This is a genomic window from Grimontia marina (genome assembly GCF_900060185.1).
GTDB classification, from domain to species: domain Bacteria; phylum Pseudomonadota; class Gammaproteobacteria; order Enterobacterales; family Vibrionaceae; genus Enterovibrio; species Enterovibrio marinus.
In genome coordinates, this window is sequence record NZ_FIZY01000015.1 from 1 (window position 1) to 25,234 (window position 25,234).

A 25,234-nucleotide genomic window follows, 5' to 3' on the forward strand; every position below is an offset into this window, starting at 1 on the left:
AACGAGGGAGTGTACGACTGTACATGACCGAGTGAGGGAGCAAAGTAACGCCGCTAGCGTGCTTTATAGCCAGCGGGATAAAGCCACAGAATTTGCTTGGCGACCATAGCGTTATGGACCCACCTGATTCCATGCCGAACTCAGTAGTGAAACGTAACAGCGCCGATGGTAGTGTGGGGTCTCCCCATGTGAGAGTAGGACATCGCCAGGCTTCCAATTTAAGTTAACGTTGTGAACGAACGTTAATTTGAGTGGAGCGGTAGTTCAGTTGGTTAGAATACCGGCCTGTCACGCCGGGGGTCGCGGGTTCGAGTCCCGTCCGCTCCGCCACTTCTTAAAGAAACCTCAGCAGAAATGCTGAGGTTTTTTGCTATTTGTCATACTCAAATAAGACACTCAATTTACATACTCAATATCTGTCTTAAGTTCAAAATACAAGCCTGACCAAAATTAATGAGTGGGCATTGGTTAATAAGTTGATATGTCGAAAATCCACATCTAATGTATTGAAATGCATACACTGAGTGTTCATTGTTTATTACTCTTACTTTTATTTATGCAACGGATGGAGTATTGGTCTGAAGTTTTTATTATTGAGACTTTTTTTATATAACATCGCGGTATTATCAGTTTATCTAACAGGGATAAAGGAATCACCAGATGGATGATTTAGCAGCTTTACTTCAAATGACTCTGCTTTGTAGCGCTATTGCAGCTTTGGTTGCAGGGCCGGCAGTTATCGCATTACTGGTATTTAATAAGTACAAGCAGAAAAATCTTGCTGAAGAATTATAATTTTGCATGAAATCTGTTCATTTGGTTTAGCTTTCCCCAACCATTACTGGCTATTTGATTGAGAACCATTAGAATAACGCGCGTACAGGGGTGTAGCTCCAATTGGCAGAGCAGCGGATTCCAAATCCGCGTGTTGGGGGTTCGAATCCCTCCACCCCTGCCAAATTCGAAGCCTCAGCAGAGATGCTGGGGCTTTTTCATATATGGCATTTGTCTCTGCGAGCCAATTGTTGGGAGCTGGGGCGCCAGTCCGATCGAATCCCACCACCCTTGCCAAAATCGAAGCTTCAGCAGAAATGCTGGGGCTTTTTCGTATCTACTGTTCCCCCATTCAGTTCAGCATTTGAATTGGCTAAAAGATCGCCTTAGCGAATAGGTTCTTTACGGCGTATCATGTCAGCTTGGTTTTTTCGATAGCATGGGTTTGAACGCCATGAATCAAGCGGCTTTACTCTTCTATATTGCGATTGGAGGTGCATTTGGTGCCTGTTCTCGCTACCTGATCTCCGAGCTATGCGCAGTGATGCTAGGGCGCGGGTTTCCTTATGGTACTTTGATGGTTAATGTCGTGGGCTCATTTATGATGGGGCTACTCGTTGCCGCCTTGGAGCAAGAAGTCTTTTCTCCAGGTCCTTGGCGCCACCTTATCGGACTTGGCTTCCTTGGTGCGCTCACTACCTTTTCCACGTTTTCTATGGATAACGTTTTGCTGCTTCAACAGGGTGAGTGGTTCAAAATGGGCCTGAATGTTGTGCTTAATGTCGTTGTCTGTATTTTTGCAGCTTGGGCAGGCTTTCAGTTGTTAATGCGCGGTTAATCACTTTGAGTGGTTGAGATAACGGAAAGCATTCCCTATACTCGTTCGCTGATACTTGTCGGAGTGCCATTTGGCTGAGACTGCGAAAGCAGGATCCGTTGAACCTGATCAGGCTAATACCTGCGAAGGGAACAAGAGAACAACAATAGTGGTGTTCAGGGATAGCCATATCCATAATTGTCGCCACACCTCTTGCTCAGCAAATCCGGCAAGCATTTATTCCCAAAAATATATTGGAGTAATGCTATGTCGAACCGTAAACAAGCCAGAAACGAAGCAAAAGCCTTTATCGACAACCTGTCGGTACAACCCTTTCCTAACTCTCTTAAAGTTCATGTAGAAGGCTCCCGTCCAGATATCCGGGTGGGCATGCGTGAAATCTCCCTAGCACCAAGCCTCATTGGTGGCACTAAAGATAAACCCCAGTTTGAAGAAAATGAGCCAGTTCGTGTTTATGACACCTCGGGTGTGTATACCGATCCAGACTACGAAATTGACATCTATGCGGGTCTGCCAAAGCTGCGTGAGCGCTGGATAGAGGAACGTAGCGATACTCAACTCCTTGAGGGGGTGACGTCAGACTTTGCAAAGACACGTTTGGATGATGACACGCTGGATGAGCTTCGTTTTGGTAACCTACCGTCTGTGCGTCGAGCTAAAAGTGGGCAGTGTGTTACCCAGCTACACTATGCACGTCAGGGTATCATCACGCCTGAAATGGAATACATCGCGATTCGTGAAAACATGGGTCGCCAGCAATATGCAGATGAGCAACTGAACCGTCAGCATCCGGGTCAGAACTTTGGTGCTAACCTGCCAAAAGAAATTACGCCGGAATTTGTTCGCAAAGAAGTGGCGGAAGGCCGCGCGATCATCCCTTCCAATATTAACCACCCTGAATCTGAGCCAATGATCATTGGCCGCAATTTTCTGGTGAAAGTGAACGCTAATATCGGTAACTCATCAGTCACCTCATCGATTGAAGAAGAAACCGAGAAGTTGGTGTGGTCGACCCGCTGGGGTGCAGATACTGTCATGGATTTGTCGACCGGTCGAAACATCCATGAAACTCGCGAGTGGATCCTGAGAAACAGCCCTGTGCCAATCGGTACTGTTCCTATGTATCAGGCACTTGAGAAGGTAAACGGTATCGCTGAAAACCTGACGTGGGAAGTGATGCGCGACACTCTTATTGAGCAGGCAGAGCAGGGTGTTGATTACTTCACTATCCACGCTGGCGTACTGCTTCGTTATGTACCAATGACAGCTAAACGTGTCACTGGCATTGTCTCCCGAGGTGGCTCCATCATCGCCAAGTGGTGTCTGGCGCACCATCAGGAAAGTTTTCTCTACACTCACTTCCGCGAGATTTGTGAAATCTGTGCGAAGTATGACGTGGCATTGTCGCTGGGCGATGGTCTGCGTCCGGGATCTATTGCCGATGCTAACGACGAAGCTCAATTCTCAGAACTTCGTACTCTTGGTGAGTTGACCAAGGTTGCTTGGGAGTACGACGTTCAGGTGATGATTGAAGGCCCAGGCCATGTGCCAATGCACATGATCAAAGAAAACATGGAAGAGCAGTTAGAGCATTGCCATGAAGCACCTTTCTACACGCTTGGACCTTTGACGACAGACGTTGCTCCGGGCTATGACCACATCACTTCCGGTATTGGTGCGGCGATGATCGGCTGGTTTGGCTGTGCCATGCTTTGCTACGTGACACCAAAAGAACATTTAGGGCTTCCGAATAAAGATGACGTGAAAGTCGGCCTGATTACCTACAAGCTTTGTGCTCATGCGGCTGATTTGGCGAAAGGACACCCTGGGGCTCAGGTACGTGACAATGCCCTGTCTAAAGCGCGCTTCGAATTCCGTTGGGAAGATCAGTTCAACCTGGCGCTCGACCCAGATACTGCGCGCGCTTATCACGATGAAACTCTCCCACAGGAGTCAGGCAAAGTGGCGCATTTCTGCTCCATGTGTGGCCCTAAATTCTGCTCAATGAAAATCAGTCATGAAGTTCGCGCTTTTGCAAAAGAAGAAAGCACAAAAGGCCTTGAGCTAGGCGAAGGCATTGAAGTGAAAATGCTGGAAGATCCACTTGAAGGCATGAAGCAAAAATCGGCGGAATTTCTCGCTAAAGGCAGCGAACTCTACCACCAGAAAGCGTAGGGGGTGCTATGAACACCTCTCCCGTGTTTCCAAGGATGGACGGGGGCATAGGCCCTCTCTATCCGGTGGTGGATGATATTGCCCTGTTGAAGCGATTGCTGGCGTTTGGCGTGCGTACAGTGCAGCTTAGGGTTAAAGACGCCAACCATCCTAATCTTGATGCCATGATCAAAGAGGCTGTCGCTTGCGGCCGCCTCTGTCAGGCTCAGGTATTTATCAACGATCACTGGGAAAAGGCTCTCGATGCAGGCGCATATGGAATTCATCTGGGTCAGGACGATTTGAAATCGGCTGATCTGGATGCGATAGCCCGTGCCGGTATTCGCCTTGGAGTGTCCACCCGAACGTCTGATGAACTGGATTTAGCCTTGTCTCTTAACCCGAGCTATTTAGCTATCGGCCATATTTTCCCAACACCAACCAAACAGATGCCGACGCCTCCCCAGGGCGTAGCGCAGTTGTCGAAGCATTTAGCGACAGTAGCAGGGAAACTACCGACAGTGGCTATTGGTGGTATTGATCTCGCTAAAGCCCCAGAAGTTTGGCAAAGCGGCGTGAATGCGATTGCTGTTGTCCGGGCGGTCACCCAGTCCTGTGACTTGGCGGCAACGCTTCAATCGTTCGCTGAGGTGCTGACAGAGGAGGCAAGAAATGAGCGTATCGTCGTCGAACAAAGCTAGTCTGTCAGACAATGAATTTGACCGTTACAGTCGCCAAATCATGTTGGATAACTGGGGCGAAGAGGCGCAACTGAAACTTTCCCAAGCCAAAGTACTGATAGTGGGATGTGGTGGTCTTGGAACTGCGGCTTCGCAGTATTTGGCCGGGGCAGGAGTCGGACAGTTAGTGCTGGCTGATGGCGATGTGCTGGAGCGTTCAAACTTGCCGAGGCAAATTGCTTATCGCGAAAAGGACCAGGGTAAAGGTAAGGCGAAAGCGCTGAGTGAACAACTCAACGCGTTGAATAGCCTAATCCAATGTCGCCCTGTCATTCGTCAGCTTGATGGAATGGCGTTGGAGCTTGAAGCTTCCCTTGCTGATATCGTGCTTGATTGCAGCGACAACATGGCAACCAGGCAGGCGGTGAATGCCGCCTGTGTGAAACTGGGCAAACCGTTGATTGCTGGTGCAGGTATTGGTTGGCAAGGTCAACTGATGACTTTCGATTTCAGAACCTCTTCCTCGCCTTGTTATCACTGTCTATTCCCCTCCCATCACGACCCTCAATCGAGGAGTTGCCAGAGTGCAGGTGTCGTGGGGCCAGTAGTGGGCATTATCGGAAACTTTCAGGCTTTAGAAGCACTTAAGCTACTGATTGGAGAAAGGCTGTCACCTAACTTCTTTCAATTTGATGGACAGTCATTTTCGCTCAAAAAGATACTGGTTGCTCGCGATCCTGAGTGTGCCATTTGTCAGCCTCGCGCACTTCTAAATAAGGAGATCTCACATGCAGATCTGGCTTAATGATGAAGCCTACTCGCCAAAAACTGCCAGCGATTTGCTGGCATTGGTGAGCGAATTATCTCTGCCTGAACAGTCGGTGGCGATAGCTCTGAACGGTGAAATTATCCCCCGTAGCCAGTGGCAATCTACACCACTGACTGAGGGTGTTCAGGTCGCTATGTTTCAGGCCATTGCCGGAGGTTAACCATGTTGAAAATTGCAGATAAAACATTTTCCTCTCGCCTGTTTACCGGAACAGGAAAGTTCTCAAGCACCCAGGTTATGGCAGAAAGTATTGTCGAAAGTGGCTCCGAGTTAGTTACCATGGCGCTAAAACGTGTCGATGTCCAAAAGCGTGATGATGACATTCTGGCGCCACTGATTGCGTCGGGTATGAATCTGTTACCTAACACGTCGGGTGCAAAAACCGCGAAAGAAGCCATTTTTGCGGCAAGACTTGCCCGTGAGGCACTGGGAACGAACTGGCTGAAGCTCGAAATTCATCCTGATCCCAAATACCTGATGCCTGACCCGATTGAAACCTTGAAAGCGGCTGAAGCACTGGTCAAAGAGGGGTTTGTGGTGCTGCCATATTGCCATGCCGATCCTGTGCTTTGTAAGCATCTGGAAGAAGCTGGTTGTGCGGCCGTGATGCCGCTCGGTGCACCCATTGGCAGCAACAAAGGCCTTGCGTCGCGAGACTTTCTCGACATCATCATCGATCAGGCCAAAGTGCCAGTGGTGGTAGATGCTGGGATAGGCGCCCCTTCCCATGCTGCTGAAGCGATGGAAAAAGGTGCAGATGCTGTGCTGGTGAATACAGCCATTGCTGCGGCAGCTGACCCTGTCGCAATGGCTAAGGCCTTCAAGTTAGCCGTAGAAGCAGGACGCATGGCGTATGAGTCAGGCTTAGCAGGTCAGGTAAAACAAGCTGTCGCTTCCAGCCCACTCACCGCTTTTCTTGATGAGCTGGCGTGACGGGAGGAGATATGGCTTTTTCTGATCATTGGCAGACGCTCGATTGGGACGATATCCGTCTCTCGATTTACAGCAAAACGGAAGTGGATGTTCAGCGGGCACTGGCTAAGCCAAAGCGGAATTTGGAGGACTTCAAAGCGTTGATCTCGCCGGCTGCGGAGCCCTTCCTTGAAGCGATGGCGCAGCAAGCTGCCGCACTGACACGCCGTCGATTCGGCTATACGGTCAATTTCTACGTGCCGCTTTATCTGTCGAACCTTTGCGCCAATGCTTGTACCTATTGTGGTTTTTCAATGGAAAACCGTATCAAGCGACGTACCCTGTCATTGGATGACATTGAGCGAGAGTGCGAAGCGATTAAAGCAATGAACTTCGACAGCATCCTTTTGGTGACGGGTGAGCATCAAACCAAAGTGGGGATGGACTACTTTCGAACCTCAGTGCCTGTCATTAAGCAGCATTTCAGCTATCTCGCCATGGAGGTACAACCCATGGAAACGAAAGACTATGCTGAGCTTAAAGGTCTGGGTCTGGATGCAGTGATGGTCTATCAGGAAACCTATAATCGCTCGACCTATGCCGAACATCATCTACGTGGCAACAAGACAGATTTTGCTTTCCGTCTTGATACCCCTGACAGGCTTGCCCAGGCAGGGATCGACAAGATTGGCATTGGTGCTTTGATTGGACTGGATGAGTGGCGAACTGATTGCTTCTTTGTCGCCAGTCACCTTGAGTACATGGAGCGAACTTACTGGCGAAGCCGTTACTCGATTTCATTTCCAAGGCTCCGTCCTTGTGAGGGGGCGGTACAGCCAAAGTCAGTGATGACGGACCGGCAACTGGTTCAGCTAATATGTGCCTATAGGTTGCTTAACTCTGAAGTGGAGCTTTCTCTATCGACCCGAGAGTCACCTGAATTTCGGGATAAGGTGCTGCCGCTTGGGATCACTTCGATGTCAGCAGCCTCGAAAACCCAGCCTGGCGGGTACGCCGATGATGAGCCTGAGCTGGAGCAGTTTTCGGTCTCTGACGAGCGCAGTGCGAGTGCCGTTGCGACCGCTGTGAAAGCGGCGGGTTTTGAAGTGGTGTGGAAGGACTGGGAGCAGGGATATTCTGGATAACAAACAGAGTTATTGTATAAACAAAGAGCGCCAATCGGCGCTCTTCTCTTTGGTGTTTAACCATCTAGCGTGAAAGGGCGGCAGTTGCTCGCTCAAGCCACGCCAAGTCCTCTCCTTCAAGTGATGGGCTAACATCCTGCCACACTTTCTGGTGGTAATCGTTCCACCATGCAATCTCGCTGTCAGTCAACAAAGACACGTCCACCAAGCGGCGATCGATTGGAGCGCGGGTTAATGACTCAAAACCAAGTACAGTCATGTCGCCCTGGGTTGGCACTTCTACCACCAACTCCAGGTTTTCGATGCGGATACCAAAGGCATCAGCGCGGTAATAGCCTGGCTCATTTGACAACACCATACCTGGCAACAGCGCAACGGTATTCGGCGCTTTGGCAATGCGTTGAGGGCCTTCATGGACGCTTAGGAAGTGACCTACTCCGTGGCCTGTGCCATGGTCGTAGTCGAAGCCGTTAGCCCACAGGTGCTGACGCGCCAGCGCATCCAGTTGGCTACCAGCGGTACCCTTCGGAAAACGTGCAGTTGCCAGAGAGATATGGCCTTTCAGTACCAGAGTGAAGGCTTGCTTCACTTCGTCGGAACACTCACCAATCGCAACAGTGCGGGTGATATCGGTCGTACCATCCGGATATTGACCGCCTGAGTCCACCAGATAGACATTGTTGAGCTCAAGCTCGCCCGGCTCAGGCTGATTCAGGTGGTTGTAATGGCACATAGCTGCATTGCCACCTGCTGCTGAGATAGTATCGAAGCTCAAATCTGCCAGTGTTTTATCTAGTTCGCGGAAGCTGTAGAGCTTGTTTGAAAGCTCGGCTTCGTTTGGCAGGTTGTCCGCCGCGACTTCTTTATCCAGCCAGGCAAGGAAACGGCTGACTGCCACGCCATCGCGGACATGGCTTGCTTTCATACCTGCGACTTCTACTGCGTTTTTGGCCGCTTTTGGCAGCATGCATGGGTCGGCAGCGTGAACGATAATGGCACCGTTTTGATTCAGTACCTGACTTGCCCAGGCATTGCTGGTTTGCGGGTCGACCAACACAGATTGGCCGGATAGTGCAGCCAGAGCTGACTCCAGTGCTTCTGGAGCTTGAACCGATACGCCTTCGCCCACATGCGCTGAGAAACCTTCAGGCAGGCGCGCAGGGTCGATAAACAGAGTGACTTCGCCTTTGGCATTGACGATAGCGCTGGCCAGCACCACGGGCAGACGTGATACATCGCCACCACGGATATTCAGAAGCCAACAGATGCTGTCGAGCTGACTTAAAAGCGCTGCATCAGCGCCGGATTTAGCAATCGCAGTACCGATTTCACGGCGTTTATCTTCGCTGTTTTGACCCACAATGTTGGTGCCCATCAGCCTTGCATCGGTTAGCAGGGGAGCAGGACGATCATGCCATGCAGTATCGACCGGGTTGGTATCTACACACACCAAATCCAGTTTACCCTCGACCTGTTTCTCCGCAGAAGCCAGCCAGTTGGCGCTGTGAAGGCGTGGGTCAACGGCCACTTTGCTGCCTTTAGGCAAGTTGTCTTGCAGCCATTGCAGGGCAGGCTCTTCAATCAGATGACGGTATTCGAAAATGTCACCAGGCACTTGCTTGCGTACCTGTACCGTGTAGCGGCCATCAACAAACATCGCGGCTTTGTCTCGCGCGATAACAGCCGCGCCCGCTGAGCCAGTAAAACCGGTCGCCCAGAGGAGGCGTTCATTGTGCTCGGGGATGTATTCGCCGAGAAATTCGTCTTCATGAGGAATGATCAGAGCGTCCAGTGCCTGTTCTTCCAGCCAGCGTCTCAATGCATCGACGCGCTGCGCAATAATGGCGTGCATTCTTCGTCCTTATTTGGGTGATCGTATAGGGGTCTTTGGTTGTCTAAGCTATCTGTTTTCATCTGCCGCTGCAATTTCTGTCATATGTCGACAACGTGAAATAATCAACTGCCGTAACCAGCTATGACCAGGATCGGATTGCTGACTTTGATGCCAGAACAGGGTATATGCCATGGGCGGTAAAGGTGTTGGCAATGACAACACGTGTAAATTGAGTTGCTTAGCGACGGCTGCTGCAAAATGCGCCGGCGCGGTGAACACCAGGTCGGTATGGGTGCAAAGGCTCGCCGCGCTGTTGAAATCCGGCACATACATGGCGATGTCGCGCTCAATGCCCCGCTCTGCAAGTTTATAGTCAAGCAGCCAGCGATCGCTGCCATCACACCTGACCTGAACGTGTCGCTGTTTCAGGTAGGTATCCAAATCCCATTTTGCTTCATCTAGCACGGGGTGATCTTTTCTCACTATCACCCGTTGCTCATCCTGATAAAGCTCCTCATAGATGATGCCTTTCGGCGGCATCATCGTCAGCATGGCGTCAGCAGGGTTAAGGTCTTTTCCCGTAATGCCAAAATCTACCTCACCACGTGCCATGGCGTCGAAAGTTTGCCCGCTCCATGCCTGAGTATCCAGCGTGATTGAGGGAGCTGCGTCGAGGATTTCACCTAAAAATCGAGGAAGCAGCAGAGGATAGGCACTTTCGACCAGAGAGAAGTGAAAACGGCGATCGCTGGTTGCCGGGTTGAATTCATCCGAGACTGTCAGCCCTTCAATGTGCCCAAGCAGGCTTTTCAGTCCCGGTTTTAAGGACAAGGCTTTCGGCGTTGGGTAAAGGCCACGGGAAGTGCGGTTGAACAAGGGGTCATCAAACTGTTCGCGAAGTTTGGCGAGGTTTTTACTGACCGCGGATTGACTGAGATGAAGACGCTGCGCAGCCCGGGTGACGTTGCTTTCTTCCAGTAACACATGAAGACAGATAAGCAGGCTGAGATCGTAACGCAGCAGTTGGTTGAGGTTCATTAAGTGTTATTCCTAATGGGAATGTCTGACCTGAATATAAACCATTTTTGTTCATATCAAAATCCCACTACACTCCGCCTCAAATCATCAGGAGCTCTTTATGTCTACCCCTTCTTCCAAGCCTGATAGCCGACTTGTGGCGCTCATGGTCCTGCTGGTGCTGTTCAGCCCACTGGCAATCGATATTTACTTGCCTGCGATGCCACTGATGGCGGCAGAGTTTGACGTGGCCTCTACCCGGATTCAGGACACCATTTCCTGGTTTATGGTGAGTCTGGGTCTTGGCCAGCTTCTGGCTGGCCCTTTGGCAGACCGTTATGGCCGCCGTCCGGTCGCAATAGCCGGTATCGTGATTTACAGCTTGAGCTCGGGCTTTGCCTGGGTGGCAAGTTCGCTGGATGCGCTGCTTTTTGCCCGTCTGATGCAAGGTGCGGGCGCTTGTGCAACCTCTGTATGTGCATTCGCTGCCGTGCGTGACAGCTTTGGCGGTAAGCGAAGCGGTCAGATGATCAGCTACCTTAACGGCGCTATCTGTTTCATTCCTGCACTGGCACCGCTTTTGGGTGCATGGCTCACCGCTGAGTTTGGCTGGCGTTCAAACTTCAGCTTTATGATGGCGTATGCGCTGGTGGCATTGGTGCTGGTATTGACCCTGTTCCGTGAAACCCGTCCGGCAGACACGGACAGCAGCGGCAAACTGCTGAGCCCTTCGCGTTACTGGCAGGTTTTGAAAGAGCCAGTGTTTGTGTATCACGCTGTGCTTTGTATGCTGGCGATGTCGGTTATTTTGGCTTACGTCACCTCAGCGCCGATTCGCCTGATTAACGGCCTTGGCCTTACCATGGAGCAATTCACCCTGTGGTTTGGTGTCAATGCAGTGCTGAACATTACGGCATCCATGACGGCGCCAAAAGTCATGGATAAATTTGGCAGTCGCAAAACCCTGAATGCCGGCATGTTACTGCTGGTGTTTGCAGGTGGCCTGATGGCTGCACTCAGCGCCACACAAGCTGCCTGGGCATTTATGGTACCTGTCTTCCTGTCATCATTTGGTTTCGCCTGGATTCTGGGCTCTGCGGCGGGTAAAGCGCTGGAGCCGTTTGGTCAACGTGCAGGAACGGCAGCCGCTTTGCTGGGTCTTTTCCAGATGAGTGGCGCAGGTGTGCTGGTCAGCGTGACACAACGCGCAGGTCTTTCTGAGCCACACCTTCTGGTCTTTCACATGTTGCTGCTGGCACCAGGCCTTTTGCTGCTGTGGTCGTCGAAAGGTAAACGCTGGCATACCGCAGAAGCGTAAAACTTAGCGAATTCACTAATAAGACGCGAAAAGCGCGACGGTCTCGACAACCGTTATTCCACCATTTACCCGTTAATTGCTCATTAGCGGGTATTTTTTTGTTGCTTATTTGGCTTGGGAAGTATATTTAGTGTGCGAATTTCTCAGATCTTCCCGATTTCGGGGTGCCAGCCAAATCAAAGGCTGTTCGCACACTCCTTCGTAAATACATACACAGGCAGTTAAATATTATGTCGATGTCGACAATTGAATTAGCTCGTCATCTGGAGATGCTAGAAGAATCTCCGGAAAAAATGATGTTCGGTAAATTGCTCACTGAATTGAGCGGCATGAGTGAAGAGCGCGTAAAAAGTGCCGCGCGTCAAGTGCCAATCAGTGGTCTTCGCGAGCTGGTACACCAGTTCAATAAAGTGATTGATGAGCGCAAAGGTGAGCGTGTGCTGGAATTGGCGCAAGAGCTGGCAAACGACGGTATTTCTGTCGATGAGCTGCGCGACTATCTCGCGCAGCGCAGTGCCTGATTATTTCGCTTTCCCTTTTCGCTGCTGGATCAGCAAACCGACAACAATCATCACCAGACCGATTAAGGTCGTTGGATGAATTTGTTCTCCAATAATTTGCGACAGCAAGATCAGCGAAATAAAAGGTGAAATAAAGATCAGGTTACTGATCTTGGCGGTATTAGTGGCAAGCTTCATGGCATTAAGCCAAAGCACAAAAGTAATGCCCATCTCGAACAGACCGACATAGGTCACTGCCGCCCAGCCTTGCCATGGAATGCCACTCCAGTCACTGGTGTACAGGCTAAGTCCAATCGAAAAAGGCAAAGAAAGTAAGAAACCAAGCAGCAGCCCAATCACTGGGTCGGCTTGGTTTTTTGCGTTCAAAATCCAGTAACCCGCCCACAAAACCGTGGAAAGCAGCGCCAATCCGACACCTAATGGGCTGTCGAATTGCAGTCCAAAGATATCCCCTTTGGTGGCAATGACCACCACACCTGCATAACCTAGTGCCGCCGCAATCCAGTCCTGTTTACGAATTTTCTGGCCGAGGAATACTGCTGCCATCAGCGTCAGGGTGATCGCCCAGCTGTAGTTCAATGGCTGCGCGAGAGAAGCGGGCAACAAATCATAAGCTTTGAACAGCACCAGATAATAAATCAGCGGGTTGATAAGCCCGAGCAGCAGGTAATACAGCGGTCGTTTGGCAAAGGTAGACGTCAACAGGTGCAATTTGCCCTGAAAGCCTGCCACCGCAGCCAGAGAAATTGCCGACACCACACTGGCGGCTGCCAGCATCTGAATCGGCGTCATGTAGCTCAGGGTGATTTTAAAAGCCGTCGCGACGGTCGACCAAAGGAGTACCGCAGCCAATCCGTAGCCAATCGCTAGGCGGTCGTTCATAGGAGAATCACTTATAAAAAATGAGGGAGAGAATGCGGCAGTCTAGAGCAAGATCTGCTCAATAGAAAAGCTGGACATTTATCCAGTGTCTGATTAGCCTTCAATACAGTTAGCGTATTGGAAATAAAAGGGTATCGGCATGCAGCTTGAAGCGCTGTTTTCAGACAGTCTGGTATGGATGGCAGCAGGGGCTGGCGCAGGTCTCACAGCGTTATTGGCGGCGCTTTACCATCGTATGGCAAAACAAAATCTGCAGGCCTTGCATGAGCAATTGCGGGAAGCTGATGAAAAGCACAGCCAGTCTGAGATTGGTCGGCTGAAAGGCGAAAACCAGAGCTTGCAGGATGAGCTTGATGGCATGGATCTGGAACGTGATCGCTTAAGCTCTGAGCTTCGCACTCAATATGGCAAGCTCGCGGCAGCGGCAGAAAAGCTGCGCCAGATGGAAACCCTACGCGCTGAAAAAGCCCAATTGGCCGATACCGTTGAGAACCTTCGTGATACCAAAGCGGCACTGGAGCTGACCCTTCGCGAGCATCAAACCCGTACCGAAGAGCAGCTCGAAGCTGCAGAAGAGAAAATCAAACTGCTGGAAGGGGCGGAGGAGCGTCTTCGTATTCAGTTCGAGGCGCTCGCCAACAAAGTCTTCGACCATAAAACCCGTACTGTGGATGAGCAAAACCGCCAGAGTCTCGAATCTCTCTTGAGTCCTTTGAAAAACGAGCTGGAAGGTTTCCGTAAGCAAGTCAGTGACAGCTTTGGCGAACAGGCCAAAGAGCGCCACACTCTGGTGCATGAAATTAAAAACCTCCAACAGCTTAATGAGGTGATGACCCGAGAAGCGGTTAACCTGACTCAGGCGCTCAAAGGTGACAACAAGCAGCAGGGCAACTGGGGGGAAGTGGTTCTTGCCCGTGTGCTGGAAGAATCCGGCCTTCGTGAAGGGTATGAATACGAAACTCAGGTCAGCCTTGAGAACGAGCAGGGTAAACGTTACCAGCCGGACGTCATCGTACGCTTGCCGCAAGGGAAGGATGTGGTGATTGATGCCAAGATGGCACTGGTGGCGTATGAACGTTATTACCACGCCGAATCACTGGTGGATAAAGACAATGCACTGCGCGAGCACATTGCTGCCATTCGCGGTCATATCCGAGGCCTTGGTCGCAAGGACTATCATCAGCTTCATGGCATTCAAAGCCTCGATTATGTACTGATGTTTATTCCTGTCGAGCCCGCGTTCCAGATTGCCATCGAAGCAGAGCCTTCCCTTATCCGAGAAGCGCTGGACCACAACATCATGTTGGTGAGCCCAACCACTTTGCTGGTGGCTCTCCGCACCATCAATAATCTGTGGCGCTTTGAGCATCAGAACCAGAATGCCCGTGTGATTGCAGAAAAAGCCGGCAAGCTTTACGACAAAATTCGTCTGTTTGTGTCGGACATGGAAGCCATGGGATCGGCGCTCGATAAAGCGTCAGACAGCTATCAAAACGCCGTGAACAAGCTTTCCAGCGGACGAGGCAATATTTTGCGTCAGGCCGAGAGCTTTAAAACGCTGGGTGTGGAAGTGAAGCGCGATATCAGCCCAGCTATGCTGAAAAGAGATACGACAGAAGAGAATGATGATGTTGTGACCTTACCCGTCTCAAAGGATTAAACGGACAGTCACTTGGCGCACTAAGCGCTTTGAGCATGCTCTGCATCATGCTCAAATAACCGCATGAAGGCGAGTTCAGCGAGTAGTAATTGGCTTTCAAACAAGGCGTGGATTTGAAGGCGTAGTGGGCTACATCGAAAAGCCACAACGAAGTGTGGAAGCCAATTAAACTCGCCCTTCGGGAGTGATTCAGCACGCCCACTTCGGTGTCAAACGCCTTTGAAGTGGCTCACCATTTCCGCAGGCGTTTTCCTTGAAGTGGGCGTGCTGTTATCACTCTGAACAGCGCTTCTTGTGGTTGTTTGAGCATGTAAAGTACACTAAGCGCAAAAATATCGGGCGTTTTCTTCTTTTCCGGCCCGGTGTTACTCAGGGGTTAATAATGACAGATATGACACAGGGCGTGACGCAAGACGCGGAACAGAATACCACCCACTTTGGCTTCAAGACCGTCGCTAAAGATGAGAAAGCCGGTATGGTTGCCAACGTCTTCCACAATGTGGCGGCAAAGTACGACATCATGAACGATGTGATGTCCATGGGTATTCACCGTATCTGGAAACGCTTTACCATTGATTGCAGCGGTGTGCGCCCTGGCCATCGTGTCCTCGACCTGGCTGGCGGTACTGGCGATCTGACGGCTAAATTCTCCCGCATCGTGGGTGAGAAAGGTCAGGTGGTGTTGGCAGACATCAACAACTCCATGTTGAATGTCGGTCGCGACAAACTGCGCGATCTGGGTATCGTCGGCAACGTGAATTACGTGCAGGCGAACGCGGAAGAGCTGCCATTCCCTGATAATTACTTTGATTGCATCACCATTGGCTTTGGTCTTCGTAACGTCACTGACAAAGACAAAGCACTGCGCTCAATGTACCGCGTACTGAAGCCGGGTGGTCGTCTGCTGGTGCTTGAATTCTCCAAGCCAATCGTTGAGCCGCTGTCAAAAGTCTATGATGCCTACTCTTTCCACCTGCTGCCGAAAATGGGCGAAATTATCGCGAATGACGGCGAAAGCTACCGTTATTTAGCTGAATCTATCCGCATGCACCCCGATCAGGACACCCTGAAGGGCATGATGGAAGAGGCAGGTTTCGAGCAAACCAAATACTTCAACCTGACCGGTGGTATTGTTGCCCTGCACCGCGGCTACAAATTCTAAGGGGTCGGGAATGCCATTAGACCCATTAGTCACCGCCGTTGTTGAGACCAGCTTAAACACCCTGCTCAAGCAGGATGTGGAGAGTCAACGCCGACTGGCGAGGCTCAAAGGAAAAGTGCTGCGTGTTCGCCTGACAGACATCAACAAGCAGTTGGTGTTTGTGTTCAGTCAGCAAATCGATGTACTGGCGGATTTTGAAGGTGACGCAGACTGCGACTTGGCATTGGCCATTTCCATTGCGCCACAGCTGAAAGACAAAGCCAACCTGACCAAACTCATCAAAGAAGACAAATTGCATCTGGACGGTGATATTGATGTCGCCCAGCAATTTTCCAATCTTCTGAATGGCCTTAACCCGGATATCGCAGAGTGGCTCTCGCATTACACCGGTGATGTGGTTGCACACACCCTGGTTCGTGGTGCCCAGCAAGGGTTGGCATTTCTCAAGCAGATGACCGAGCGTAACCAGCGCTATGTTGGTGAACTGGTGGTCGAAGAATGGCGACTGGCGCCGGGTGCGTTGGAAGTGGCCTATTTTGCCGATCAAGTCGATGATGTTCAGAGTCAGGCCTCCCGTCTGTCAGCCCGACTTGAAGCGTTCGAAAAGCAATTGGCTGAGGTGGAGAGCGCATGACACCCAGCGAAATCCGCCGCCTCTACAAAATTACCCAAGTCCAGCTCAGTTATGGGCTGGATGAGCTGTTGCCGGACCAGCCGATAACCCGTGGCCCGCAATTGATGCGCAAAATGCTGTTCTGGATGAAGAATCAACATCCGGACAAGCAACTCGGTGAGCGTCTGCGTTTGGCGCTTCAAGAGTTGGGCCCGGTGTGGATCAAGTTCGGCCAGATGATGTCGACTCGCCGTGACCTTTTTCCGCCTGCGATTGCTGACCAGCTTGCTCTGCTGCAGGATCAGGTTGAGCCGTTTGATGGCAAGCTTGCCAAAGCGCAAATGGAAAAAGCCCTTGGTGGTCCGCTGGAAAATTGGTTTGACGATTTCAGCGAAACACCGCTGGCGTCCGCCTCGATTGCACAGGTTCACACTGCGACCTTGAAAGAAAACGGTCGCGAAGTCGTGCTTAAGGTTATCCGCCCTGACATCCTCCCTGTCATTCAGGCTGACATCAAACTCATGTATCGCATGGCACGTTTGGTGGCGCGTTTCCTCCCCGAAGCAAGACGCTTGAAGCCGGTGGAAGTGGTGCGTGAGTATGAAAAAACTCTTCTTGATGAACTGGATCTGATGCGAGAAGCGGCCAATGCGATCCAGCTTCGCCGCAACTTTGAAAACGATCATATTCTCTATGTGCCGGAAGTGTTCAGCGATTACTGTCGCTCGAGCCTGATGGTGTCTGAGCGCATCTATGGCATTCAGGTGTCTGATATCGAGGGGCTGAAAGCCAACGGAACCGATCTCAAGCTTCTGGCTGAGCGCGGCGTGCAAGTCTTCTTTACTCAGGTTTTCCGCGACAGTTTCTTCCATGCGGACATGCACCCGGGCAATGTGTTCGTTTCCTATGAGCACCCGGAAGACCCGCAGTGGATTGGTCTGGATTGCGGCATTGTTGGCACGCTGAACCGTGAAGATAAGCGTTATTTGGCGGAAAACTTTCTGGCTTTCTTCAATCGTGACTACCGCAAAGTGGCCGAACTGCACGTTGATTCAGGCTGGGTGCCGCACGATACCAATGTCGATGAGTTCGAATTTGCTATCCGTACCGTGTGTGAGCCAATTTTCGAAAAGCCATTGTGCGATATTTCATTTGGGCATGTGCTGCTGAACCTGTTTAACACTGCGCGCCGCTTCAACATGGAAGTGCAGCCTCAGTTGGTTCTGCTGCAAAAAACACTGCTTTATGTGGAAGGGCTGGGTCGCCAACTCTATCCGCAACTGGATTTGTGGGATACCGCCAAGCCGTTCCTTGAAGATTGGATGTCACGTCAGGTCGGCCCTCAGGCTGTGATCAACGCCATCAAAGAAAGAGCGCCGTTCTGGGCGGAGAAACTGCCCGAGCTACCAGAGCTGGTTTACGACAGCCTTAAGCAAGGCCGTCAGGTTAACCTGAGAATGGATGCCATGTACCGCGAATTTATGCTGGCGCGTAAGCAGCAAAACCGAGCCCGTTTCCTGATGGGCGTTGGCGCTACGCTGCTGGTGACTTCTGCCATACTGTATAGCAATCAGGTAGAACTTTTACCTCAGTTGACCGGTGGCACCGCGCTGTTTAGCTGGTTATTCGCATGGCGCGCATTTAATAAGTGAAATTAAAGAAATAAGTTGTAACATTGGGGGGATAAACTCCGGTTACTTTTTTATTCACCACATAACGCAGAGGTAACACTAGCATGGGTGGTATTAGTATTTGGCAACTGCTGATCGTAGCAGTCATTGTTATTCTTCTGTTCGGAACCAAAAAGCTGCGTAACATCGGTGGCGACTTGGGTTCGGCAGTAAAAGGCTTCAAGAAAGCCATGTCTGACGAAGACAAAAAAGATGCTGATTTCGGCCAGGAAAAACTGGAAGAGAAAGGCGGCAACACAGCTCAAAAAAGCGAAGCGAAAGACAAAGAGCAGGCATAATCCGTGTTTGATATCGGTTTTTGGGAGCTGATCCTGATCGCCGTTGTCGGTCTGGTGGTGCTCGGCCCCGAACGTTTACCTGTGGCCATCCGCAACGTGTCCCGATGGGTGGGTGCTGCGCGCAGAATGGCAGGCTCCGTGAGAGATGAGCTCGAACAAGAGCTGAAAATCCAGGAGCTTCAGGAGAACCTGAAAAAAGCCGAGCAGATGGGAATGCAAAACCTGTCACCAGATCTGCAACAGTCTGTAGATGAGCTAAAAAAAGCAGCGGAAGATGTACAGCGCCCTTACGCCCCGAAAAGCGAAAGTGAGCCTGCTGCAGACGCTGCCAATGCTTCCAGCCCAACCAAGGATAAAACCGAGTAAGGTTTTATCCGGGCTTCAGTTTTTGTCGAGAAACTATGTCATCTGTTGAAGATACCCAACCGCTCATCAGCCATCTTACCGAGCTGAGAGATCGTCTGCTGCGTGCATTGCTGGCTGTGCTGGTGGTGTTCTTGGCGCTGGTTTACTTTGCCAACGACATTTACACCTTCATTTCCGAGCCACTGGTTTCCCAGTTGCCGGAAGGTACCAGCATGATTGCGACGGATGTGGCCTCGCCCTTCTTCACGCCCATCAAGCTGACCTTGGTGGTGTCGGTGTTTGTTGCAGTGCCGATGATCCTCTATCAGGTCTGGGCGTTTATTGCCCCGGGACTGTACAAACATGAAAAGCGCCTGATATTCCCGCTGTTAGCCTCCAGTTCACTGCTGTTTTACTGCGGTGTGGCGTTTGCCTACTTCGTGGTTTTCCCGCTGGTGTTTGGCTTTTTTACCTCGATTGCGCCGGTAGATGTTCAGATAGCCACGGATATTGCCAGCTATCTGGATTTCATTCTGGCCTTGTTTATGGCCTTTGGTCTGGCGTTTGAGATCCCGGTAGCGATTTTGCTGCTGACCTGGACGGGCGCAGTAGAGCCTGATGATCTGCGCAAGAAGCGCCCATACATCGTCGTCGCGGCGTTTGTGGTCGGTATGCTGCTGACACCGCCTGACATCATTTCACAGACACTTCTGGCTATCCCTATGTGTCTGCTGTTTGAAGTCGGTCTTTTCTTCTCCCGCTTCTACAAACCGCGCGGCGAAGAAAACGAAGAGAATGAAGAGCAAAGCCAGGGTTAATCTGAGCGTGTGCTGAACCAGAAAGCCAGTGATACACTGGCTTTTTTCTTATTCATATCAAATGAAAAGGATTGAGCGTGATTGATATTGGGGTGAACCTCACCAGCAGCCAGTTCGACAAAGACAGAGAAGACGTCGTGTCGCGTGCCAAAGAAGCCGGTATCAGTGCCATGGTGCTGACAGGGACGGATCTGGAATCCAGTCCAGAGGCTGCAGCTATGGCCGAATCTATGCCGGGTTTTGCGTTTTCCACTGCTGGTGTTCATCCTCACGATGCCAAAACAGTGGACGATTTGACGCTGCCGTCTATCCGCGCTTTAGCCCATCAGCCTCAGGTGGTTGCCATTGGTGAGTGCGGACTCGACTTTAACCGCGACTTTTCACCAAGGCCGCAGCAAGAAGCGGTGTTTGAAGCGCATCTTAAACTCGCCGTTGAACTCAACTTGCCTGTGTTTCTTCATTGCCGTGACGCCCATGAGCGCTTTATGGCCATTCTAACGCCTTACCTCGATAAATTGCCGGGCGCCGTGTTGCACTGCTTTACGGGCTCTGAGGAGGAGCTGAAAGCGTGCTTGGAGGCTGGGCTTTATATCGGCATTACCGGCTGGGTGTGTGATGAAAGGCGCGGTGAAGCCTTGCGTGCTATTGTGCCACTTATCCCTGATGACAAGCTGATGATTGAAACCGATGCTCCGTATCTTTTGCCACGGGATCTCAAGCCAAAACCCAAATCCCGTCGCAATGAACCCTGCTATTTGCCTCATATTGCATCAGAAATTGCTGCATTACGTCAGCAGGACACTGAGCAGTTGATCACACAAACCACCCTCAACACCCGTCGATTCTTTGGACTGTAACCGCTATGATGCTGTCAAAGCTCAAGCACTTGGATTAAGGAGGATACCGTGACCGTATCCATTCAGGGCGCGTTTCCGGCCCGTCGTATGCGCCGTCTGCGCAAACATGATTTCAGCCGCCGCCTGATGGCGGAAAACCAGCTTTCCGCCAGCGATCTGATTTACCCAATGTTCATTCTGATGGGGAAAAACCGTCGTGAAGCGATAGAGTCAATGCCGGGCATTGAGCGTTTGTCCATCGATCTCATGCTGTACGAAGCAGAATATCTGGCGAAGCTGGGCGTACCTGCGATTGCCTTGTTCCCTGTTGTACCGAAAGAATTTAAATCAGCAACTGCTGACGAGGCACATAACCCGGAAGGTCTGGTGCAGCGCGCCGTGCGTTTGCTGAAAGAGCACGTACCACAAATGGGCGTGATCACTGATGTCGCACTCGACCCATACACTTTGTCGGGTCAGGACGGTCTGACCGACGAAGACGGTTACGTGTTGAATGACGAAACTACTCTGGTGCTTATCCAGCAGGCCTTGTCCCATGCGGAAGCTGGCGCAGATATCGTGGCACCGTCAGACATGATGGACGGCCGAATCGGTGCTATCCGTGAAGCGCTGGAAGAGGCGGGTTACATTCATACCCAAATCATGGCGTACTCGGCGAAGTATGCGTCGGCATACTATGGCCCGTTCCGTGATGCGGTCGGCTCAGCTGCTAACCTCAAAGGCGGCGACAAGAAAACCTATCAGATGGATCCGGCCAACAGCGACGAAGCCATTCACGAAGTGGCGATGGACGTGAATGAAGGTGCGGACATGGTGATGGTCAAGCCTGGCATGCCTTACCTTGACGTTGTTCGCCGTGTGAAGACGGAGCTTAAGGTGCCGACGTTTGCGTACCAGGTTTCCGGTGAGTACGCGATGCACAAAGCGGCATCCATGAATGGTTGGCTCGACGAGCGTAAAACCGTGATGGAATCCCTGATGTGCTTTAAGCGGGCAGGTGCAGACGGCATCCTGACGTACTTTGCCAAAGACGTAGCGCGTTGGCTGGCCGAAGATCAGCAGATGGAAATCCCTGATCTGCCAAATCAGGAAGAGACTGAATAAGCCTGCCTCCAATGAAAAAATGCCAGCGACTTGCTGGCATTTTTGTCTCTGGACGATGGAGTTTTTCATTAAGGCGCGACATTTCGCTTAATGGGGTTTTGCAGGGAAATCAGGGTTTCTGTTGATTGCACCTCATCAATCGCCTGAAGCTTATCAATCAGCACGTATTGCAACTCTTCAATCGAGCGGCACATCAGTTTGACGAAGATGTTATAGGCGCCCGTGGTGTAATAGGCTTCCACCACTTCATCAAGTTGTTGAAGCTTTTCCAGCGCCGAGTGGTAATCCCGTGCGGCATAGAGGTTGATGCCGATAAAACAGCACACGTCATAGCCGAGTGCTTTGGTGTTCACCAAAACTTCGGTGCCCGTGATGATGCCTGCCGATTTCATCTTTTCAACGCGTACATGCACAGTGGCTGGGCTGACAGAAAAACGTTTTCCCATTTCCGCATAAGGCACTTTGGCATCCGCCATCAGGGTTCGTAGAATTTGGCGATCTAAATCATCTAATTTTGCAATCTCATTCATAGTGATTCACTAAACTCCATGTTACCCGCAGTTTCCGTGCATAAAACTTGACCAATTGATAGCCTTCCCAATACCGTGTGGTACAACCGATACAGAATTAAGACAAACCTACTTCATTCTATGCGCCAAATATTTAAGTGGCTTTTTGTTACTGTTCTCTTTCTTCAAAGCGGCGCAGCACTAGCAGCCTATCAGGTTCTCGCCATTCATTCCTACCATCCGGACTTTTTCTGGACGGAATCCATTGTACGCGGAATCGAAAAGGGTGTTGAAGAGCAGGACATTGTTGTTGAGCACACCTATCTCGATACCAAACGCATTCAATCCCCTGATTATCATGAAGAGCTGAAACGTCTCTATCTCACCCGCCTTGAAGAGCATCAATACGATGCCGTGCTGACCACAGACAATGCCGCGCTCTGGCTGGTCAACGAACTTGCTGAAGAAATTGGCAATGTGCCTGTGGTGTTTTCCGGTTTGAACAGTGCCAGTCTAGAGCCGTATCAGAACATTAATATGCTCGGTGGCGTTGAAGAATTGATTAACGTGCCGGCCAACGTTTCGTTGATCAAATACCTTCACCCTGACACTGAACGTGTTTGGCTCGCACTGGATGATGCTTATTCCAGCCGCCAGTACTGGCAGGCTATCTCACGTCAGTTGGATAGCGCTCAGGATATGGGAGTGGAGATTCGCCGCATGCACAAAGTGAGCTTTGAGCAGCTGGTTGAGCAGAGCGCCACGCTGGAAGAGGGCGATGTGATTCTGTTTGTCTCCTTCTTCAAAGATGCCAATGGCGACTTTATGGAGCATGGCGATTTGCTCACTAAGGTCACGCACGCGGCAACGGTACCGGTTTATGGCGCTAACAGCTTTATGCTGCCCTACGGTATTGTCGGAGGTATCATGGTGGATGGCGAGCATCACGGCAAGGTGCAGGCAGGCTTACTGATTGAAACGCTAAACAGTGGCGAAATGCCGCAGATTATTTCCGACGCCAATCAGCTTATCTTTGAATATGACGCTGCTAAAAAGCGTCAAATAGACATCGGACAGTTTCCTCAAGCCACCGTCAACAACCAGCCCCCGCCCTTCTGGCAAGCCAATCGCGATGCAGTGTTGAGCAGCCTCGCCATCATGTTTATTGCCATGGTGATTATTGGTATTCTCACCAAGCACATGAACCGCCAGAAACAGGGTGAGCGGGCGCTGGCGCAAAGCCGGGCACTGTTCAAAGGTGTGTTTGATCAAAGTCACCAATACATTGCGTTGTTGGATTATCAGGGACGCGTTATTTCCGCCAACGGCGCATTCCAGCGTTTGTTTCCTGAATATGCCAACCGAGGCTTTTTGCCACTATGGCGCTGGTCAGAATGGCTCAGCGCTGACAGGCTTAAGCTTCACCTGGAATCTTTAATTGAAGGGCAGGCGAGCCGCTTTGAGGTATGCCTGCTTTCCGAGCAACAAAACGAAGTGATTCTGGATGTGGCGCTCAAAGCCTTGCCGGATCACAGCCATGCCGACGCGCAAATTCTGTTTGAGGCCCGCGATATCAGCCAGCGAAAACTGGCAGAGCAGAAGCTTCAGCGCAGTGAGGTGGAATACCGCATGCTCTATGAACAGCAGCCTGTAATGCTGCTGACCATTGATCAGCAATCGCGTATTCAATCCGTGAACCAGTGCACCACTGAGTGGCTGGGCTTTTCTAAACGCCATATGCTCGGACATAAAGTGACAGACTTTTATGCCGACGGCAGCCTACCGCCGAGAAGCCTTTTAAACGGGAAAGATCGGGAGCGGTTCGGGATCCGTCGCCGTGAGATCCGCTACCGCACCAGTGACGGCAAAGAGCGTTGGATTCGTGAAAGCATCCGCTCGACTCAGGTGCAATCCCAACTGTTATTAGTAGGAGAGGACATCACGGAAAATCGCCGAATGGAGCAACAGCTTCGTTATCAGGCGCAACATGATTTCCTGACCGGTTTGCTGAACCGTAACTACTTTGAAGCCAGATTGGTTGATGTACTGGGCACTTTGACTGAAAACGGTGCCACGCACGCCATGTTCTACATCGATCTGGATCAGTTCCGCGTGATTAACGACACCGTGGGTCATGAAGCAGGTGATGAAGCGCTCAAACAAACGGCGCAGGTTCTGCGCGAGTTGCTGCCTATTGGTGCGACGTTGGCACGTCTTGGTGGTGATGAGTTTGCGGTGATTTGTTATGACTGCAATGAGCAGGATGCTTTGGATCAGGGCAGGAAAATTCTCGATACGCTGAGTGAACTTGATTTCTATTGGAAGAATACTCGTCTTGCGTTGGGATGTTCTGTTGGCATCCGCATGCTGGATAAAACCGCGGGCACGCCTCAGCAGGTGCACGCTCAGGCTGATACAGCTTGTTATGCTGCCAAGCATGATGGTCGCAGCCGGGTTCACCTCTATCGCCCGGACGATCAGGAACTGCGCCGCCATGAGCTGGAAATGTCCTTTGTCAGCAAAATTCATGCGGCACTGGCGGAAGACCGGTTTGAAGTTTATGCCCAGCCGATTGTCAGCGTGACATCCCGTTTGAAAGAAAAGCTCTATTTCGAAGTCTTGGTACGGATGCGCGACCCCAAAGGGGAGAACGTGGCGCCGGGGCAATTCATTCCGGCTGCTGAACGCTATAACATGGCGCATTTGATTGATAAGCGGGTGATTGAGAAAACCTTGGGTTGGTTTGAGCGTTACCCCGAATATGTCGATTCCGTAGGCATGGTGTCGATCAACCTTTCCGGCCGCTCCATGAGCGATGAAGGTTTTATCCAGTTCCTGATTGAAGCGCTCAAAACCAGCACCATTCCAAGTACATCAATCAGTCTCGAAATCACGGAAACGGCAGCGATCGGCAACCTCAGTGACGCGATAGAGCTATTTAAAAAGCTTAAACAGCTGGGCTGTACCATCGCGCTGGATGATTTTGGCTCTGGGCTTTCATCATTTGGTTACCTCAAACGCCTACCTGTCGATATCATCAAGATTGATGGTCAATTTGTGCGGGACATTGCTGAAGATGAAACCGACTATGTGATGGTGCGAGCGATTCACCAACTGGCGACCCAGATGGGCAAGAAAACCGTGGCAGAGTTTGTGGAAAACGACGCCATTCTGATGCGTCTACGTTCCCTCGGTGTGGATTATGCCCAAGGTTATTACTTTAGTGTGCCGAAGCCGATGGAGCAGCTTATTCTCGAAGCGGCAGCCAGTGAAAAAGAAGCGGTGCTCTAACA

General features: G+C 51.1%; 24 protein-coding genes, 2 tRNA genes, 1 rRNA gene and 1 riboswitch. Of the genes, 23 read left to right on the forward strand and 4 right to left on the reverse strand.

Features of this window, described 5'->3' with window-relative positions:
- The first annotated feature begins 95 nt into the window (after positions 1-95).
- The 11 genes from rrf (at position 96) to thiH (ending at position 7,332) form a co-directional block, all read left to right on the forward strand.
- Positions 96-211: ribosomal RNA gene (gene rrf, locus GMA8713_RS09645) — 5S ribosomal RNA — on the forward strand.
- A gap of 42 nt (positions 212-253) precedes the next feature.
- A tRNA-Asp gene (locus tag GMA8713_RS09650) sits at positions 254-330 on the forward strand.
- A gap of 330 nt (positions 331-660) precedes the next feature.
- A complete protein-coding gene (locus GMA8713_RS28425) occupies positions 661-795 on the forward strand; it encodes a hypothetical protein (protein ID WP_269747444.1) in 135 nt (44 codons plus the stop codon).
- Between the two features lie 86 nt (positions 796-881).
- A tRNA-Trp gene (locus GMA8713_RS09655) sits at positions 882-958 on the forward strand.
- 270 nt (positions 959-1,228) lie between these two features.
- Positions 1,229-1,612, forward strand: coding sequence for a fluoride efflux transporter CrcB (gene crcB, locus GMA8713_RS09660; RefSeq protein ID WP_062708796.1), 384 nt, complete (start codon positions 1,229-1,231; stop codon positions 1,610-1,612).
- Positions 1,613-1,661: 49 nt separating this feature from the next.
- A riboswitch (TPP riboswitch) is annotated at positions 1,662-1,760 on the forward strand.
- Between the two features lie 98 nt (positions 1,761-1,858).
- Positions 1,859-3,787: a phosphomethylpyrimidine synthase ThiC gene (gene thiC, locus GMA8713_RS09665; protein WP_062708559.1), complete on the forward strand. Its 1,929-nt coding sequence runs from the start codon at positions 1,859-1,861 to the stop codon at positions 3,785-3,787.
- Between the two features lie 8 nt (positions 3,788-3,795).
- Positions 3,796-4,467 carry a thiamine phosphate synthase gene (thiE, locus tag GMA8713_RS09670; protein ID WP_062708562.1) on the forward strand — a complete coding sequence of 224 codons (672 nt, stop codon included), beginning with the start codon at positions 3,796-3,798 and terminating at the stop codon, positions 4,465-4,467.
- On the forward strand, positions 4,439-5,251 hold the full coding sequence (locus GMA8713_RS09675) for a HesA/MoeB/ThiF family protein (protein ID WP_062708565.1): 813 nt from the start codon (positions 4,439-4,441) through the stop codon (positions 5,249-5,251). The genes thiE and GMA8713_RS09675 overlap by 29 nt, the downstream gene beginning before the upstream one ends.
- Positions 5,235-5,435 carry a sulfur carrier protein ThiS gene (gene thiS, locus GMA8713_RS09680; protein ID WP_062708568.1) on the forward strand — a complete coding sequence of 67 codons (201 nt, stop codon included), beginning with the start codon at positions 5,235-5,237 and terminating at the stop codon, positions 5,433-5,435. The genes GMA8713_RS09675 and thiS overlap by 17 nt, the downstream gene beginning before the upstream one ends.
- Positions 5,436-5,437: 2 nt before the next feature.
- A complete protein-coding gene (locus tag GMA8713_RS09685; RefSeq protein WP_062708571.1) occupies positions 5,438-6,208 on the forward strand; it encodes a thiazole synthase in 771 nt (256 codons plus the stop codon).
- A gap of 11 nt (positions 6,209-6,219) precedes the next feature.
- Positions 6,220-7,332, forward strand: coding sequence for a 2-iminoacetate synthase ThiH (gene thiH / locus GMA8713_RS09690; RefSeq protein ID WP_062708574.1), 1,113 nt, complete (start codon positions 6,220-6,222; stop codon positions 7,330-7,332).
- A 64-nt stretch (positions 7,333-7,396) separates the two neighbouring features.
- Here the strand turns inward: thiH and GMA8713_RS09695 are convergent, their stop codons facing one another.
- Positions 7,397-9,184 carry an aminopeptidase P family protein gene (locus GMA8713_RS09695; RefSeq protein WP_062708577.1) on the reverse strand — a complete coding sequence of 596 codons (1,788 nt, stop codon included), beginning with the start codon at positions 9,182-9,184 and terminating at the stop codon, positions 7,397-7,399.
- A 48-nt stretch (positions 9,185-9,232) separates the two neighbouring features.
- Positions 9,233-10,204 (reverse strand): LysR substrate-binding domain-containing protein, encoded by a 972-nt coding sequence (locus tag GMA8713_RS09700; RefSeq protein ID WP_062708580.1) that lies wholly within the window; start codon positions 10,202-10,204, stop codon positions 9,233-9,235.
- Between the two features lie 100 nt (positions 10,205-10,304).
- Between GMA8713_RS09700 and GMA8713_RS09705 the strand changes: the two genes are divergently transcribed.
- The gene (locus GMA8713_RS09705; protein ID WP_062708583.1) at positions 10,305-11,501 is read left to right on the forward strand and encodes a multidrug effflux MFS transporter; all 1,197 of its coding nucleotides are present in this window, start codon (positions 10,305-10,307) and stop codon (positions 11,499-11,501) included.
- A 230-nt stretch (positions 11,502-11,731) separates the two neighbouring features.
- Complete coding sequence (tsrA, locus tag GMA8713_RS09710; RefSeq protein ID WP_002541590.1) at positions 11,732-12,022, forward strand: H-NS-like global regulator TsrA; 291 nt, start codon at positions 11,732-11,734, stop codon at positions 12,020-12,022.
- Here tsrA and GMA8713_RS09715 read toward each other — a convergent pair whose 3' ends face one another.
- On the reverse strand, positions 12,023-12,904 hold the full coding sequence (locus GMA8713_RS09715; protein ID WP_062708587.1) for a DMT family transporter: 882 nt from the start codon (positions 12,902-12,904) through the stop codon (positions 12,023-12,025). It abuts the gene before it with no gap.
- A gap of 139 nt (positions 12,905-13,043) precedes the next feature.
- Between GMA8713_RS09715 and rmuC the strand changes: the two genes are divergently transcribed.
- The 9 genes from rmuC to hemB all read left to right on the forward strand — a co-directional run bounded on the left by rmuC (position 13,044) and on the right by hemB (position 21,432).
- Positions 13,044-14,564, forward strand: a complete 1,521-nt coding sequence (gene rmuC, locus GMA8713_RS09720; RefSeq protein WP_062708590.1) for a DNA recombination protein RmuC — start codon at positions 13,044-13,046, stop codon at positions 14,562-14,564.
- A gap of 382 nt (positions 14,565-14,946) precedes the next feature.
- On the forward strand, positions 14,947-15,726 hold the full coding sequence (gene ubiE / locus GMA8713_RS09725; protein WP_046305560.1) for a bifunctional demethylmenaquinone methyltransferase/2-methoxy-6-polyprenyl-1,4-benzoquinol methylase UbiE: 780 nt from the start codon (positions 14,947-14,949) through the stop codon (positions 15,724-15,726).
- A 10-nt stretch (positions 15,727-15,736) separates the two neighbouring features.
- A complete protein-coding gene (locus GMA8713_RS09730) occupies positions 15,737-16,360 on the forward strand; it encodes a ubiquinone biosynthesis accessory factor UbiJ (RefSeq protein ID WP_062708594.1) in 624 nt (207 codons plus the stop codon).
- Positions 16,357-17,991: a ubiquinone biosynthesis regulatory protein kinase UbiB gene (gene ubiB / locus GMA8713_RS09735; protein WP_062708597.1), complete on the forward strand. Its 1,635-nt coding sequence runs from the start codon at positions 16,357-16,359 to the stop codon at positions 17,989-17,991. Before GMA8713_RS09730 ends, ubiB begins: the two co-directional genes overlap by 4 nt.
- Before the next feature lie 83 nt (positions 17,992-18,074).
- On the forward strand, positions 18,075-18,308 hold the full coding sequence (gene tatA / locus GMA8713_RS09740) for a Sec-independent protein translocase subunit TatA (RefSeq protein ID WP_062708600.1): 234 nt from the start codon (positions 18,075-18,077) through the stop codon (positions 18,306-18,308).
- Between the two features lie 3 nt (positions 18,309-18,311).
- Entirely contained in the window at positions 18,312-18,674 is a 363-nt protein-coding gene (gene tatB / locus GMA8713_RS09745; protein WP_002541582.1) for a Sec-independent protein translocase protein TatB, read from the forward strand.
- Positions 18,675-18,709: 35 nt separating this feature from the next.
- Positions 18,710-19,471 (forward strand): Sec-independent protein translocase subunit TatC, encoded by a 762-nt coding sequence (gene tatC, locus GMA8713_RS09750; protein ID WP_002541581.1) that lies wholly within the window; start codon positions 18,710-18,712, stop codon positions 19,469-19,471.
- Positions 19,472-19,548: 77 nt separating this feature from the next.
- Positions 19,549-20,328, forward strand: coding sequence for a 3'-5' ssDNA/RNA exonuclease TatD (tatD, locus tag GMA8713_RS09755; protein ID WP_062708605.1), 780 nt, complete (start codon positions 19,549-19,551; stop codon positions 20,326-20,328).
- A gap of 48 nt (positions 20,329-20,376) precedes the next feature.
- On the forward strand, positions 20,377-21,432 hold the full coding sequence (gene hemB, locus GMA8713_RS09760; RefSeq protein ID WP_062708608.1) for a porphobilinogen synthase: 1,056 nt from the start codon (positions 20,377-20,379) through the stop codon (positions 21,430-21,432).
- 68 nt (positions 21,433-21,500) lie between these two features.
- On the opposite strand, the gene asnC is transcribed toward hemB, so the two are convergent.
- Complete coding sequence (gene asnC, locus GMA8713_RS09765) at positions 21,501-21,962, reverse strand: transcriptional regulator AsnC (protein WP_002541578.1); 462 nt, start codon at positions 21,960-21,962, stop codon at positions 21,501-21,503.
- A gap of 120 nt (positions 21,963-22,082) precedes the next feature.
- On the opposite strand from asnC, the gene GMA8713_RS09770 reads away from it, so the two are divergent.
- Positions 22,083-25,232: a bifunctional diguanylate cyclase/phosphodiesterase gene (locus tag GMA8713_RS09770; RefSeq protein ID WP_062708611.1), complete on the forward strand. Its 3,150-nt coding sequence runs from the start codon at positions 22,083-22,085 to the stop codon at positions 25,230-25,232.
- Positions 25,233-25,234 lie beyond the last annotated feature (2 nt).